Annotated in this window: 12 protein-coding genes and 1 pseudogene; 5 read left to right on the forward strand and 8 right to left on the reverse strand. The window is 73.8% G+C overall.

Annotated elements, in window-relative coordinates; genetic code table 11:
- Positions 1 to 61 precede the first annotated feature (61 nt).
- Positions 62 to 1525, reverse strand: coding sequence for an FAD-binding oxidoreductase (locus FHU36_RS45820; protein WP_185086011.1), 1464 nt, complete (start codon positions 1523 to 1525; stop codon positions 62 to 64).
- 167 nt (positions 1526 to 1692) lie between these two features.
- Here FHU36_RS45820 and FHU36_RS46500 point away from each other — a divergent pair, with 167 nt between their 5' ends.
- Positions 1693 to 3240 (forward strand): sensor histidine kinase, encoded by a 1548-nt coding sequence (locus FHU36_RS46500; RefSeq protein WP_312891755.1) that lies wholly within the window; start codon positions 1693 to 1695, stop codon positions 3238 to 3240.
- A complete protein-coding gene (locus FHU36_RS23210; protein ID WP_185086012.1) occupies positions 3237 to 3896 on the forward strand; it encodes a response regulator in 660 nt (219 codons plus the stop codon). Before FHU36_RS46500 ends, FHU36_RS23210 begins: the two co-directional genes overlap by 4 nt.
- A gap of 123 nt (positions 3897 to 4019) precedes the next feature.
- Here the strand turns inward: FHU36_RS23210 and FHU36_RS23215 are convergent, their stop codons facing one another.
- The 5 genes from FHU36_RS23215 to FHU36_RS23235 all read right to left on the reverse strand — a co-directional run bounded on the left by FHU36_RS23215 (position 4020) and on the right by FHU36_RS23235 (position 10343).
- Positions 4020 to 4817 (reverse strand): DUF1963 domain-containing protein, encoded by a 798-nt coding sequence (locus FHU36_RS23215; protein ID WP_185086013.1) that lies wholly within the window; start codon positions 4815 to 4817, stop codon positions 4020 to 4022.
- 12 nt (positions 4818 to 4829) lie between these two features.
- Positions 4830 to 6659, reverse strand: a complete 1830-nt coding sequence (locus tag FHU36_RS23220) for a glycoside hydrolase family 9 protein (RefSeq protein ID WP_246502543.1) — start codon at positions 6657 to 6659, stop codon at positions 4830 to 4832.
- 277 nt (positions 6660 to 6936) lie between these two features.
- Complete coding sequence (locus FHU36_RS23225; RefSeq protein ID WP_312891756.1) at positions 6937 to 8244, reverse strand: discoidin domain-containing protein; 1308 nt, start codon at positions 8242 to 8244, stop codon at positions 6937 to 6939.
- A gap of 12 nt (positions 8245 to 8256) precedes the next feature.
- Positions 8257 to 9159 (reverse strand): hypothetical protein, encoded by a 903-nt coding sequence (locus FHU36_RS23230; RefSeq protein WP_185086014.1) that lies wholly within the window; start codon positions 9157 to 9159, stop codon positions 8257 to 8259.
- Entirely contained in the window at positions 9156 to 10343 is a 1188-nt protein-coding gene (locus FHU36_RS23235) for an MFS transporter (RefSeq protein WP_185086015.1), read from the reverse strand. Before FHU36_RS23235 ends, FHU36_RS23230 begins: the two co-directional genes overlap by 4 nt.
- A gap of 334 nt (positions 10344 to 10677) precedes the next feature.
- Between FHU36_RS23235 and FHU36_RS23240 the strand changes: the two genes are divergently transcribed.
- Positions 10678 to 11658, forward strand: coding sequence for a metallophosphoesterase (locus FHU36_RS23240; protein WP_185086016.1), 981 nt, complete (start codon positions 10678 to 10680; stop codon positions 11656 to 11658).
- 164 nt (positions 11659 to 11822) lie between these two features.
- On the opposite strand, the pseudogene FHU36_RS44760 reads toward FHU36_RS23240, so the two are convergent.
- Together FHU36_RS44760 and FHU36_RS23245 are read right to left on the reverse strand one after the other, a co-directional pair.
- Positions 11823 to 12023 (reverse strand): annotated as a pseudogene (locus FHU36_RS44760) (BRCT domain-containing protein); the annotation flags it as partial.
- A 231-nt stretch (positions 12024 to 12254) separates the two neighbouring features.
- Positions 12255 to 12734, reverse strand: coding sequence for a carboxymuconolactone decarboxylase family protein (locus FHU36_RS23245; protein WP_185086017.1), 480 nt, complete (start codon positions 12732 to 12734; stop codon positions 12255 to 12257).
- Between the two features lie 115 nt (positions 12735 to 12849).
- Here FHU36_RS23245 and FHU36_RS23250 point away from each other — a divergent pair, with 115 nt between their 5' ends.
- Together FHU36_RS23250 and FHU36_RS23255 are read left to right on the forward strand one after the other, a co-directional pair.
- Positions 12850 to 13437 (forward strand): TetR/AcrR family transcriptional regulator, encoded by a 588-nt coding sequence (locus FHU36_RS23250; protein WP_185086018.1) that lies wholly within the window; start codon positions 12850 to 12852, stop codon positions 13435 to 13437.
- 44 nt (positions 13438 to 13481) lie between these two features.
- Positions 13482 to 14315 (forward strand): TetR/AcrR family transcriptional regulator, encoded by an 834-nt coding sequence (locus FHU36_RS23255; protein ID WP_221496539.1) that lies wholly within the window; start codon positions 13482 to 13484, stop codon positions 14313 to 14315.
- The last annotated feature ends 93 nt before the right edge of the window (positions 14316 to 14408 follow it).

The raw sequence follows: 14408 nt of genomic DNA on the forward strand, positions 1-14408 counted from the left end.
CTGGCCTGCGCCGCCCGGAGCCGGCCAATGCCTTCTCGCCCCCGCCGGCCCTCGGCTGAGGTCAGGCCGGTGGGATGTTGTGCACGCGGCCGAAGAGGTTGTCCGGGTCCCACTCCTTCTTCACCTGGGTCAGGCGGATGTGGTCGGCGGGGGTGTAGGCGTCACGGGTGCGGGCCGGGTCGGTGAGGAAGTTCAGGAACGAGCCTCCGGTGGCGTGCGGGCGCAACGCCGCGACCACCTCACGCAGCCCAGGACCGCCGGACGACCCGCCTCGGGCAGCGGGCGGGTCGGCGGGCGGGTCGGCGGGCGGGGTGGGCACGGCGGTCGTGATCACCGAGAAGGGCACGTCGCGGTGGCCGACCGGGCCGGCGTCCGGGGCGGGCCGCGCCATCGCCCCGCCCCAGTGCCGCAGCTCGATCGCCATCAGCCGCGACCCCCGGTCCTCCCCCGGGCCCGGCTCCGAGCCCCGCCCGGGACCCGCTCCAGGGCCCTCCTCCCCCGGCCCCGCGCTCCGCGCCGCCGCCAGCATGGTCTCGATCGCGTCGTCGGGCACCTGACGCAGCAGGTCGAGGTGCTGTTCGACGGCCATCGGCGCGGGCGGCGGACCGCCGAACGCCGGGACCGCCTCCGCGAACGTCATCGCGCCGAACCCGCCCATCACGGCCGGCCCGGCGGCCTCCAGCAGCGGCTCCAGGTGCCGCCGCGCACTGTCGGCCCCGCCCGCGTGGATGGCGCGCACGGCCAGCGCCCACCCGCCCGGCGTGCCCGCCGCGTCGGGCATCCGCATGAGGATGACGGAGGTGTTCAGCTCGTCGGGCTCGGTCAGGGCCCACTCCCGGTAGCGGGCGAGCGTGTCCGCCGCCCGTTCCACGGAATGCAGTGACATCCCCGCGTACACCTCGGCCACCGGGTACAGCCGGAACTCCAGCTCTGTCACGAGCCCGAAGTTGCCGCCCCCGCCACGCAGCGCCCAGAACAGGTCCGGGTGCTCCTCCGCACCGGCGGTGACCGTCTCGCCGTCGGCGGTGACGAGGCGGGCGCTCAGCAGGTTGTCCGCCGCGTAGCCGTACAGGCGCGACAGCCAGCCGGTGCCCCCGCCCAGCGTGTACCCGGCGACGCCGATCGCGGGCGTGCCGGAGACGGGCGCGAGGCCGTACGGGGCGCAGGCGGCGATCACGTCGGACCAGAGGGCGCCGGCGCCGGCCCTGGCGGTGCGGCGTTCCGGATCGACGCGGACGCCGGTCATACGTCCGGTCCTGAGCAGCAGGCCGCCGTCGGCGGGCAGGTGCGTTCCGTGGCCGGTGGACTGGACGGTGAGGGGCAGGCCGTGCTCGCGCGCGGCGACGACGGCGGCGCGCACGTCCCCGGCGTGCGTCGCTTCGACGACGACGGCGGGACGGGGGTCGATGGCGCGGTTCCAGGCCTGCCGCGCGGTGTCGTAGCCGTCGTCGCCCGGCAGATGGACGGGCCCGTCGAAGGCGGCGCGCAGCTCGTGGCAGGCGGCGTGGGTCAGGGTCGGATGCATGGCTCCGATCGTGACCGCCGCGCCTGCCCGGGGTCGTCCTGCGGTGGGAGACACCTGCGGCTGTGCGCCTCGGGGTAGGGACGGCCCGACTACTGCGGCGGGAGTACCTCCAGAATCACACCGTGGTCTGACGCCACCGCGCCAGCCATGGCTTTACTGTGCAAGGCGTGAGTTCCGAGCGTTCCACCGGCGCGGCCCGGCCGTCCGCCCCGACCGGCACCCCTCCGGCCGCGGACGAGCATGCCCCCACACGGGGTGAGACCTCCTCCACGAAGCGGCAGGCGCGCACCGACCCGGACGAGACGCACGCCGAGACGCGGCGGCCCCCCACCCACCCGGTGGAAGCATCGACCGAGACCGGCCGATCGCGGGCCCACGCCGGGCGAGTGCCTGCCGACCTGAGGCAGACCCTGAGCCTCCGCGACGCGGTGCCCGTGCTGGTGATCGCCGCCCTCCTGGAGGCGGGTGCGCTGTCGTCTCCCGCCACCCGCCCCTTCGACCACGTGCTCGTCCTCGCGGGCTCGCTGGTGCTGGTCGTCTGCCGGCGGGCACCCCTCGTGGCCCTGGCCGCCGCGACCGCGTGCATGCTGCTCTACTCCGTTCGTGCCGACCCCGGCCCGTCGGCGACCTTCCCGGTGCTGGTCGCCTTGTTCGCCGCAGTGGCGACCGGGCACCGGGTGGCCGCCGTGACGGCGGCGGTCGCGTTCCTCGGCGGCGGGCTGGCCACCGACCTGGCCGACGCTCTGGCCGCCGGCTCCGGCCAGGCGCCGCAGCCGCTGGTCGAGGCGACGGTTCTGCTGCTCGGCTGGTTCATGGCTGCCGGAGTCGCGGGCATCGCCGCCCGCAACTGGCGCGCCTACCTGCTGCAGGTCGAGCAGCGAGCCGCCGACGCCGAACGCACCCGCGAGGAGGCCGCGCTGCGCCGCGCCGGCGAGGAGCGGTTGCGCATCGCCAGGGAGTTGCACGACTCGCTCACCCACAGCATCTCCATCATCAAGGTGCAGGCGGGGGTGGCCGTTCACCTGGCGCGCAAGCGCGGTGAGGAGGTCCCGCAAGCGCTCCTGGCAATCCAGGAGGCGAGCGGAGAGGCGATGCGCGAGCTGCGGGCGACTCTGGAGGTGCTGCGCGACGCCGCCGACGACCCACCGGGCAGCGGGCTGGACCGCCTCGACGACCTGGTGAAGCGGGCCCGCGACGCCGGCCTGCCCACCACTGTCACCATCGACGGCGACCGGCGTGCCCTGCCCACCGAGGTGGACCGTGCCGCCTACCGCATCGTCCAGGAGTCCCTCACGAACGTCTCCCGGCATGCCGGGCCCGCGTCCGCGTCGGTGTGGGTGCGCTACGGCGACGACAACCTGCTCGTCCAGGTGGACGACGACGGCCACGCCTCCCCGGAGGACCAGCCCGTGCCCGGCGTCGGGCTGCTGGGCATGCGCGAACGGGTGACCGCTCTGAGCGGCCATCTCGAAGCGGCTCCCCGCCCCGGCGGCGGCTTCACCGTACGCGCCGACCTCCCCCTCACCGCCACCGCCCACCCCGCTCCCACCCGTGAACGACCCACGCCCGACCACCCCACCTCCGACCGGCCCGCCCTCGACCGGTCCGCCTCTCGCCAGTCCGCCCCCGACCACCCCACCTCAGACCGGCGCGCCACCGCGCACAAGGAAGAGGGCCCGTCCACACCCCCGCCCTCACTGGAGGAAACCGCGTGATCCGGGTCCTGCTCGCCGACGACCAGTCGCTGATCCGCGCCGGATTCCGCGCGCTGCTGAGCGCCGAGGAGGACATCGAGGTCGTGGCGGAGGCCGCCGACGGCGCGCAGGCCGTGGCCCTCGCGCTGGAGCACCGGCCGGACGTGGCGCTCGTCGACGTGCAGATGCCGGTGATGGACGGCATCGAGGCGACCCGGCGGATCGCCTCCGACGAGCGGCTGAGCGGCGTCCACGTCGTGATCCTGACCAACTACGGCCTCGACGAGTACGTCTTCAACGCCCTGCGGGCCGGCGCGGGCGGGTTCATGGTGAAGGACACCGAGCCGGCCGACCTGCTCCAGGGGGTGCGGGTGGCGGCCCGGGGCGACGCCCTGCTGTCCCCGTCCATCACGCGCCGCCTCATCGCCGAGTACGTCGCCCGCAGGCCCGAGCCGCACCCGTCGGGGCTGGATGCTCTCACCAACCGCGAACGCGAGGTGACGGCCCTCGTCGCCCGGGGCCTGTCCAACGACGAGATCGCCGCCCACATGGTGATCAGCCCGACCACGGCCAAGACCCACGTCAGCCGCGCCATGACCAAACTGCACGCCCGAGACCGCGCCCAACTGGTGGTCCTCGCGTACGAGACCGGCCTGGTCACCCCACGCAGCCGCTGACCCGCCACGCCCCCACCAGGGCGCTCCCAGGCGGTTCACATGCAGCAGGTCCAGAGCCGGCGTGCCGACCCACGTGCTGCGGTCAGGCCGCATGGTCGAGTCCCGAGACGACCAGTCAAGGGCTCAGCAGCAGCGCAGGTTCGCCTCGGCCTTGCCGAAGTCCCCCGCCGCGAACGCCTTCGCCGGGATGGTGAAGTACATCGTTCCGGCATCGCCCCAGCCCCAGCCGAGCTCTGCATCCTCTCCGAGCTGGAGCAGGTGGATCGCGGGGCCGTCGGCGTCGCGGACGGTCACCCGGGACGCATAGGAGGTGTCGGGCCAGCCGAAGGCACGGTGGCCACCGGCGGTGTTCGCGTCGAGGCCGTCCATCTTGTCGAGGATGAGCGACGGCGCGCCCCAGTGCTCGTCCCGGTCGAACTCGACGTCGCCGTCCTCGACGTCCCAGCAGCCCGGGAGCATGGTCACCTGAGCCGCGTGGACAGGTGTGGCCGGATAGCTCCTCGCCGGTTCAGGCGCGGTCGTCTCGACCGCCCGTGCCGGATCGGCGGGAATCACGCGACACGCTTCTGGCGCGAACAGGTCCAGCTCTCGATACTCGTCGAACGGCAGGTCCAGATCGAGGTGGAAGAAGTTGAGCAGGCCCGGTCGCGTGGGCAGTTCGTCCCCGAGCCAGGGGGCGAGGGCGTCGGTGTCGAGTACCACGTGCAAGGACAGCGGGAAGCCGCCGAATTCGGGCCAGAGGCTGCCCGATTCGAGCAGGGCGGGGCCGCCGAGCCGGCATCGGCCGGTGGCCGGGGCGTCGGCTGCCGGAGGGGCCAGCCGGAAGCCGCGGCGGGCCATGGCCGCGAACTGCCGGCCGGCCTGCTCGCCGAGCCGTTCGGTACATATGCGGAGCATGCCGGCGGGATCGTCGAATTCCATGCCGAGATCTTCTCAACTGCCGCTCTTCGACATCAGCGTGAGCGCGTAGAGCGCGATCGCGGCGAAGTCGTCGGCCGGTTCGGAGGCCTGCCAGGAACGCACGTCGTCCACGAAGCGGCTGTCGCGCCCGGTGAACGGGGCGTAGCGGTCCGCGCCGTCGGCCGGGCACCTGGCCATCTCGTCGAAGTGGTCGCCCAGCCCGCCCTCGAACAGCGACGCGTTGTTGGGGCCGTTCACCACCGCGCCGGTCGCCGGCTCTCCGGTGAGGTTGGAGATCTGGTGGTGCGGGCACGTGATGGAGTTCTCGCCGACCCCGGCGACGAAGGAGACGCCCCACGGGTTGCCGCCCAGCGCCCAGTTGCGCTGCGCCGTGCCGAAGGCGTCGTACGCGGTGTCCGCGGTGAGGCTCCGGTACAGCCGTGAGGTCGCGGCCAGCCCGAACGTGCGCGGCACCGAGTCGAACTGGTCGTGGCGCGCCCCGGCGCGGAACGGGTCGGCCGCCGCCCGCCGGGCGCCGATGTCCAGCTGGGCCCGGAGCCCGCCGATGAGGTCCGCTTCGGTGACGGCCAGGCCGGTGGCGCGCGCCTTCCGCATCGCCTGCACCAGGTCCGTGTGGGCCAGGGCGCTCACGTCGTACAGGTTCAGCGTGTCGCCGGACTCGTGCCGCAGGTACTGCGACGCCCAGCGGGCCGCCTCCGCCAGCCACTGCGACGCGCGGGGATCGCCCAGGCGCAACGCCGCGAGCGCCAGTTCGGCCCCGCCCAGCTCCATGTCGTCGCGCCAGACGCTCTCGGGGTAGAAGGCGTGCGGCAGCGAGGTGACCAGTTCGCCCACCTCGGCGGTCCTGGCCATGGCGTAGATGGAGGCCGCCTGTTCCAGCAGGCGGCCGGCGCGTGCGCGGGACGGCTCCACCTGGGCGGCCAGCGCGAAGGCCGCGGCGGTACGGCCGGCCAGGTTGGGGCTGATCGGCTCGCCCGGCGGCGCGGCGCGGAAGACGGGGCGCTGACGGATGAACCGGCGGCCGGGCGCGGTGTCGCGGTCGTCGGCCTCGGGGAGGCGCCAGATGTCGTGGTCGCCGACGAAGGTGCCTTCGGCGTCGCCCGCTCCGATGCCGACCTGGATGTAGAGCGTCCTGGAGGTCTCGTCCCACATCTTGTCCAGGTAGCTCAGGCCGTGGCGGGCTTCGCGGCGCAGACGGGGGTCGGGGCCGCCGTCCCGCTGGGCAGCCCACAGCAGCGTGTCGACGTAGGCGAGGATGTGCGTGAACTTCAGGTAGTCGCCCGCGTCGAACCAGCCGCCCTCGACGTCGACCGGCCCGCCGATCCGCTTCAGCTCGCCCGTGATCTGGTCGGTGTCCGGCCCGGTGAAGACCGGCCACTCGTAGACGGAGGCGGCCCGGTCGTTGAGGTGGCTCGGCGCGCGCAGGGCGTGGGCCCCGTCGCGCTGGCGGCCGAGGAAGGTGACGATCTTGGCGGCGGGCCCCGCAGGGAACCGGGACGGCGTCACCTCGAACGCGACGGACGTGGCGGTGCCCACCTTGATCCGGTAGCTGCCCGGCGTGCGGAGCGAGCTCAGGTCGAGGGCGTGGACGTGGGGATACCCGGCGTTCCACGAGCCGAGGTCGCGCCCCGCCGTGCCGCGAAGGACGACCCGGCCACCACGGTCGACGACCGCGAAGCGCGCGCCTGCGGCGGGCGATGCGGACATGAAGGACGCGTGCTTGGCCTCACCCGAGGCGAAGCCCACCTGGTCGACGCGGACGAAGCCGGACGGCTCCGCCATCACGGGGGTCCCCGTGGTCAGGACGGCCAGCGCCACCGCGGCCACAACGGATCTGGTCAACGGAAATCCTCCTGGAGCAGACGGAACGAACGCGGGTGCGCACCCCCGCACCCGCAGGCCACGACCTCCGCGCGCAGTGTCACCTCGGCCGGGAGGTCCGCTCCTTCGCCGCGGACGGCGGGAGCGGGCCGCCCGGCCGAGAGCGAGCCGCCTGGCCGGGAGCGGCCCGGCCGGGAGCGGCCCGGCCGGGAGCGGCCCGGCCGGGAGCGGCCCGGCCGGGAGCGGGGCGGCCGGGAGCGGGGCGGGTGGGCGGCGCGGACCCCTTTCGGCCGTGGGATCAGTGGCAGGCGGTCGCGGGGATCGTGTCCCTGATCCGGCCGTCGTCCTGGACGAGTTGGCCGGAGAAGGCGGTGTCGGTCAGGGTCAGCTTCAGTACGCCGTGCAGGTTGGTCAGGCGTACCAGGCTGTTGGGGTGTACCTCGTGCTCGAAGGTGTAGGTGTCGGCGCCGCCGAGGCCCGCGGTGACGGCCAGCGGCCCGGCCGGGGTGGCCTTGCCGTCGGGGTCCTGCGGGCGGAACCGCTCGTAGACGTGGTCGTGGCCGGTGAGGATCAGGTCGGCGCCCGCGGCGTGGAGCGCGCGCCACGCCGGCAGGCTGACGGGGTTGTAACCCTTGCTGCCGGAGTTGAACAGCGGGTGGTGCCAGTAGGCGGCGATGCACTTCCTGGTGTTCCGGGCGAGGTCGTTCTTCAGCCAGGTCACCTGGGCCGAGCCGGCGGACATGGACTGCTCGGAGTCGAGGGCGACGAAGTGCCAGTTGCCGTGGTCGAAGCTGTAGTAGGTCTTGCCGTCGGGGGTGGCGACGGAGCCGAAGTACGCCTTGTATCCGGCGGCTCCTCCGGCCGGGTCGTAGTACTCGTGGTTGCCCGGCGTGGGTCTGGTCTTGTTCTTGAAGCGCCCCCAGGTGGTGGCGTAGAAGGACCGGTACTCCGACAGCCGCCCGTCGTCGTACTGGTTGTCGCCCATGGTCAGCACGTAGACGGGGTTGATCGACTCGACCAGCCGGGCGGTGCGCTCGTGCGCGCAGGCGGTGCCGTCGGCGGCGCGGCAGGTGCCGGCGATGTCGCCCGCCGCCGCGACGACGAACGAGCCGTTGCCGTTGCCGCCGCCCTCGCCGTAGACCTCCAGCTCCCACAGCGAGTAGCCGTAGGGGGTGGCCCGCGCCGTGCCGTACACCCGTACGTAGCGCCCGCTCCCGGACACGGTCAGGTCGTCGACGCCGCCGTCGCCGGCGGATGTCGAGTACAGGGTGGTCCAGGACGTCCCGTCGGCCGACACCTGCACCCGGTACGCCTTCGCGTAGGCGACCTCCCAGGACAGCCGCACCCGGCTGATCGTCGCCGAGCCGCCCAGGTCCACACTGATCCACTGGGGGTCGGCTCCTTCCGCCGAGGCCCACCGCGTCGTGGTGCCGCCGTCCACGGCCTTGTCGGCGGTGAGCGTCGCATCCTCCACCGAGGACGCGGTGGCGGGCTTGTCCCGCGAGATGAGCCCGTCGGCCGCGTGGCCGGGCGCGGCCTGCCCGATCTGGAGCAGCATGCCCGCCGCGAGCAGCGCCGCGGCTGCTCTGATCCGTTTGGATAACACTCCGTTCTCCCTTCAGGTGATCGTGGGTGAGGAGGCTTCGGTGGCCAGCAGGCGGGGACTGCCGCTCCCGTCGGCAGGCACCGCCCAGACGTCGCGGCCCTTGCCGTACATGACGGTCCCGGCGTCGAGCCACGCCGCCTGGTCGTCCACGTCGGCGGTCTCGGCGAGCGGGATCTCGCGGTGGGTGGCCAGGTCCAGCGCGTGCAGGCGCCACGCGCCTGACGGCGTGCGCTTCTTGTAGACGAGCCTCCCGCCGTCCGGGGACAGCGACGGGCACTCGGCGTTCTCCCGGAGCACCCTGGCCTGCCAGCGGGCGTAGTCGCCCTCGACGAGATAGGTCTTCCCCCTGGTCGCGATCGTGGCGTAGAAGCGGCTGTCGTCCGGTGCGAAGGTGAGGCCCCAGTAGTTCACGTCCGCGGAGTGGTACCGGCGGCCGTCCTTGACCAGCGGGATCTCCTCGATGCTGACGGTCACGTTCCCGGTCCGGGTGTCGAGCAGCCCGGTCCGGGTGGAGAAGGCGCCGCCGTTGTAGGAGTCGCCGGTGACGAAGACCGTCCAGGAGATCATCCTGCCGCTGCCGGAGACGCGCGCCCTGCTGGGAATCCCGGCGAGCTTGACGCGCCGGGTCGGCCTCATGGCGCGGTCGAGGATCAGCGCGTACGTCGTCGGAACCGCTCCGGGCCGGGCGAGCAGGCACACGCCCGTGCCGCGCGCCGCGGCGAAACGGTCGCATCGGGTCCGGCTGCCGCGCACCAGGCCGGTGGCCCGGTCCCTGACCAGGAGCCGGCCGGGCCTGGCCAGGTCGAGCGTGCTCCGGCCGGCGGCGGGCGCCGAGCGGTCGGGCCACAGGGTGTAGCCGGCCGTGGCACCGCCCAGCACGAGTGCCGCGACGAGCAGGATCACCCCGCGCCTCATCGGACCACCTTCCAGAGCGACAGGCATGCCATCACGCCCACGCCCATCGCGACCAGGCCGGGTACGTGGCCGAACGCCGCCCAGGCGGCGCCGTACAGGATGGAGGAGAGCATGCGGGCGAGGGCCTGGCCGGTCTGCAGCAGGGCCAGCCCGCTCGTGCGTGACCCGGCGGGCAGCAGCGGCCCGGCGGCGGCCATGATCACCCCGTCGGTCGCGGCGTAGAAGAGGCCGAGCAGCGGCAGGACCAGCCAGTACGGCCCCGACGCCGCGAGCGCGCCGTAGACGGCCACGAGCGCCAGGTGGCCGAGCACGAACACCGTGCCCCTGCCCACCCGGTCGGCGAGCCTGCCCAGGGGTACGGCGAGCAGCACGTACACCGCCGCGGTGCCCAGGGGCAGCAACGGAAGGTGCTCGGTCGCCAGCCCGGTGTTCCGTTGCAGCAGCAGGTAGACGAAGGCGTCGCTGACCGTCACCAGCCCCAGGCCGCATGCCGCCAGGCACAGCCGCCGGAACCGCGCATCGCCGAGCAGCGCCCACGCGGGCCGGATCGTCGCCGGGGGCGGTGCGGCTTCCCGCCGGTCGCGGACGTAGAGCACGAAGATCAGCACACCCAGCAGGGCGACCGCGAAGCTCACCGCGAACACCGCGTCGTAGGCGCCGCTCGCGCCGAGCACCGCGAAGGCGACCAGCGGGCCGAGGAACGCCCCGGCGGTGTCCATGGCCCGGTGCACGCCGAACGCCTGGCCGAGCCGCCCGGGATCGGCGCTGAGCGAGATCAGCGCGTCACGCGGGGCGGTGCGCAGGCCCTTGCCGGTCCGGTCGGCCGCCACCACCGCGCCGATCAGGGCGGCCGAGCCGCCCGCCGCCGGCAGCGCCAGCCGGCACGCCGCCGACAGCGCGTATCCGAGGCCCGCGACCAGCTTGCGCCGTTGCAGCCGGTCGGCGAGATGCGCGCCGGCCAGCCGCAACACCGCCGTCACGCCGAAGTAGAGGCCGTCCACCAGGCCGAAGGCCAGCGGGCTCAACCCCAGCGAGAGCACGAGGTAGAAGGGCAGGACCGCGGTGACCATCTCGGAGGAGACGTCGGTCACCAGGCTGACCGTGCCGAGCGCCAGGACGTTGGCGGGCACTGCGAGGCCGAGTCGGGACACCTTGACACCGGACTTGACACCCGAGATGTACACGGCAGTGCTCCATGGGTCGTCAGCATGGAATGCGCGGCCGGGTCAGTGTCTGAGCGCGTCACGCCGCAGGGGGCGCCGCGCCAAGCCGCTTGCCTGGATCGTGGCAAGCGGCCGGGACCACGTCAAGATAGTTAGGAAATTTTCCTAACTATGAATCCGGGCGGGTGTGCCTCCCGGCCGCACCCGGCGTCAGAGGACATGGGGGCTCCACCCCCCTCGCGGCCCCTCCGGTGCGTCCCGTCACGGCTCACCCGACCCGCCTTGTCGGCCAGGGTTCGCCGGGCCGTCCACTCCGCGTCACCGGCAGGTGCGGGGAGTGTGCGGACAATCACGCATGCGCACAACCCTCCTCGCGGCGGCGCTCGCCGCCGCCTCCCTGGCCGCCTCCGTCGTGGTCCCCTCCACGGCGCACGCCGCATCGCCGGCCGGGTCACCCGCCGATGGGCAGGCGGTCTCCTTCGCCCTGATCGGCGACACCCCCTACGGCGACGCCCAGCAGGCCGCCCTCCCTGCCCTGGTCGAGGCCGTCGACGCCGACCCGGGCGTCAGGTTCGTCCTGCACGCGGGAGACGTCAAGAACGGCTCCTCCACCTGCGACGACGCCCGCTTCGCCACTCTGGCGAAGCTGTTCGGCACGTTCGACGACCCGTTCGTGCTGACCCCCGGCGACAACGAGTGGACCGACTGCCACCGCCCCGCCGCCGGGAGCTACCTGCCCACCGAACGGCTCCAGGCCGTCCGCCGCGTCTTCTTCCCGGTCGCCGGGCGGACGCTCGGCGGGCACCCCATGGGCGTGCGAACCCAGGCCCGCGACCCGCGTCACCGCGACTACCGGGAGAACGTGCTGTTCACGCGGGGCCGGGTGGTGTTCGCGACCGTCCACGTGGTCGGCAGCGAGAACGGGCTCGCCCCCTGGACCGGGCTGGCCGGCGGCGACCGGCCCGAGGAGCGCACGGCCGAAGTGGCGGCCCGCACCGCGGCCGCGCTCGACTGGATCGACACCGCCTTCGCCACGGCGACCCGCACCCGGGCGCCCGGAGTGCTGCTGATGATGCAGGCCGAGCCGCTGGACACCCCTGGCTTCGCCCGGATCCGGGCCCGGATCGCGGAGCGGTCCCGCGCGTACGGCAAGCCGGTGCTGCTGGTCCACGGCGACGAGCACGTCTACGAGGAGGAGCGCGGCTACGCCGGGGTGCCCAACCTCACCCGGCTGGAGACGTTCGGCGACACCGCCACCTCCTGGTTGCGGGTCACCGCCGACCCGGCGGCCCGGGGCGTCTTCTCCTGGGAGCCGCGCACCGTGGCGGCCGGCTGACCACGCCCCGCCTGAGCCCCCGCCCCTGAGCCCCGCCGCCTGTCCCGGTGGTGCGGCTCAGGGCGGCCGGACGTCCCGGCGACCGGTCGCGGGACGCCGGTGAACGGCGGTGACGGCGGTGCGGTGCCGGGCTCCCGCCCGTCGAGCACGGCCACCAGCGCGTCCTCGTCGTGGATCGGAATGCCGCGCACCGCCGCCGGACCCGCCTTGGCCCCCGACCTGGCCCCGGCGAAGACCAGGTCCGTCTTCGCCGACACCGACGCGGTCACCTTCGCGCCCAGCGCCTCCAGGCCGCGCTTGGCCTCGTCCTTCGAAAGCCGGTCGAACCGCCCGGCCAGCACGATCGTGCTGCCACTGATGATCATGCCAGGCGACCGTAGTGGACATGACCGACACTTCGCCTCCTGTTCGCCCGGAACGACCGACGCCGCCTCAGACCCGCACCAGAGCCGTTCGCCCTCCCGGGCACGGTCGGCCCGCAGAGCCCGCAGCGGGTGTGCCGGTCGGCGTGGGCCCGATCTGGCCGCGCAGGCCGGGGCAACCGGCGGCGGGACACACACGACCGTGCCCCGCCCTCCGGCCCCCACCGGACCGGTCTACGTCCACTGCTCGGCCGCAGACCTGCCGGGCAGCGGCTTGCCGATGAGGGCGAGGGGGACGAAGAAGCAGACCTGGCCGATCGCCATCGTCAACGTGGTGAGCGCCTTGTCGTCGTAGTGCTCCGACGCCTGGGCGTACAGATCGTCGGACACGCGCTCACCGTGCGGGTTCGGGGTGAGGACGGCCTCCGCCAGGGCCAGCGCTGAGCGCTCGGCGTCGGTGAAGTACGGCGCGTCCCGCCAGGACGCCACGGCGGCGATCCGCTCCTCGGACTCCCCCGCCCTGCGCAGGTTGCCGCTGTGCAGGACCGCCAGGTACGTGCTGCCGACGAGCTGGCCGGCGCGCAGCTGCATCAGGCCGATCGTGGACTGCGGCACCGATCCGTTGCCCGTGGCCTTGAACAGGGCTCCGCCGATCTCCGCCAGGTCGGGGACGAACGTGACGGGGTTGGGCAGGCGCGATCCCTTGGCTTCCATGACGGTCTTCCTTCCAGGGTGAACGTCCGGGGTGAACGTCGTCGCCGCTATGACGGATCAGGACGGGTGAAGGTGACCGGCGCATCATGGCGAACCGATCGGTACGATCCGAGGCATGCCGGTTGAGAAGGGCGCGACCCTCGACCCCGCGCGGACGCGCGAGGGAATCCTCCAGTTGGCCACCGAGGTGCTCTACGAACGCGGCCTCGACCGGGTCGGCGTGGCCGAGCTGTGCGAGCGGGCGGGCGTGTCGAAGGAGACGCTGTACCGGCACTTCGGCTCCAAGGACGGGCTCGTGCGGGCGATGCTGGAAGCCCGCAGCGACCGGGTGTCGGCGTGGCTGCGCGCTGCCGTCGCGGCCGCGGGACCCGATCCCGCCACCCAGGTGGCGGCGGCGTTCGACGCGCTGGGGCGGTGGTACGCCGAGCCGGGGTTCCGGGGTTGTGCGATCGTGAACGCGTCGGTCCAGCGTCATGACGGGCACGCCCGCGAGCTGGCGGCCCGGCACCTCGACCGGCACCTGGAGCTCCTGTCCGGCATCGCGGCCCGCGCCGGGGCGGCCGACCCGCCCGCGCTCGCCCGGCAACTGCTCATGCTGGTGGAGGGAGCCACCGTGGTCGCCGATCACCACGGCGTTCCCGGCGCGGCCGAGCAGGCGCGCGAGGCCGCGCTGGCCCTCCTCCGCGCGGCCACCGGCAGGTGAGCGTGCGCTCCGGCGGGAGCCCGATACCCTTACGGCGTACGGAGATGAGGGGGGCGGACGTGGCGGTCTTCGCCGGCCAGGGGGACACGCGCCGATCGATGGCGCTGCTGTGGCGCGCCGGAGCCGCACCGGGCGGTGACGGGGGCGCGCGGCCCGGGCCGAAGCCGGGGCTGACCATCGACATGATCGTGGACGCGGCCATCGCCGTGGCCGACGAGCAGGGCATGGCGGCGCTGTCCATGCGGGCCGTGGGCGAGCGGCTCGGCCGGACGGCCATGGCGCTCTACACGTATGTGCCGGGCAAGGGCGAACTGCTGGACCTCATGTACGACCAGGTGCACGCCGAGCTGCCCACCGGCTACGACCTGGGGCGGGGCTGGCGGAAGGCCGTCACCGCGTGGGCGCAGGACGTGTGCGAGCTGTACCTGCGCCACCCGTGGACGCTCCAGGTGTCGCAGGTCCGGCCGGTGCTGGGGCCCCACGAGTACGCGATGCTCGACACGCTGCTGCGCCTCCTGCGCGCGACCGGGCTCGGCCGTGAGCCGCTGCGGAGCCTGGTGGGGACGCTGTTCCACTTCATCCGGGGCGCCGCCGCGACGATCGCCGAGTCCCGGCAGGCCGCGACGGCGACGGGCGTGGGCGACCGGGAGTGGTGGCTCGACCGCGCCGGGATGCTGAAGGAGGTGGCGCCGGACTTCGCCGACCGGTTCCCGGAGGTGGTGTGGCTGGAGAGCGAGCCGTCGCCCTCCCCGCCGGAGTTGGACGAGCCGCCGCCCTCCCCGCCCGGCGAGGGCGGCCCCTACTTGGAGCCCGCGGCGAGGAGAACCTTCCTGGCCGGGCTCGGGCTCATCCTGGACGGCGTCGAAGCCGCCAGATAACCCCAGGTCAGGGCTGTTGCGGTGGTGGCCTCCCGGCTAGCGTTGGCCGTAGAGGGCAGGCCCGGCGCCGGCGTTGTGCGTGCTTTCCCGGCG

Origin of the sequence: Nonomuraea muscovyensis, assembly GCF_014207745.1 — a bacterium.
GTDB lineage: Bacteria > Actinomycetota > Actinomycetes > Streptosporangiales > Streptosporangiaceae > Nonomuraea > Nonomuraea muscovyensis.

Excerpts from the sequence above, each read along its gene's own strand:
- FHU36_RS23245 (WP_185086017.1), bottom strand. The coding sequence starts at position 12,734 with ATGGAAGCCAAGGGATCGCGCCTGCCCAACCCCGTCACGTTCGTCCCC.
- FHU36_RS23240 (WP_185086016.1), top strand. The coding sequence starts at position 10,678 with ATGCGCACAACCCTCCTCGCGGCGGCGCTCGCCGCCGCCTCCCTGGCC.
- FHU36_RS45820 (WP_185086011.1), bottom strand. The coding sequence starts at position 1,525 with ATGCATCCGACCCTGACCCACGCCGCCTGCCACGAGCTGCGCGCCGCC.
- FHU36_RS23250 (WP_185086018.1), top strand. The coding sequence starts at position 12,850 with ATGCCGGTTGAGAAGGGCGCGACCCTCGACCCCGCGCGGACGCGCGAG.
- FHU36_RS23230 (WP_185086014.1), bottom strand. The coding sequence starts at position 9,159 with ATGAGGCGCGGGGTGATCCTGCTCGTCGCGGCACTCGTGCTGGGCGGT.
- FHU36_RS23215 (WP_185086013.1), bottom strand. The coding sequence starts at position 4,817 with ATGGAATTCGACGATCCCGCCGGCATGCTCCGCATATGTACCGAACGG.
- FHU36_RS23255 (WP_221496539.1), top strand. The coding sequence starts at position 13,482 with ATGAGGGGGGCGGACGTGGCGGTCTTCGCCGGCCAGGGGGACACGCGC.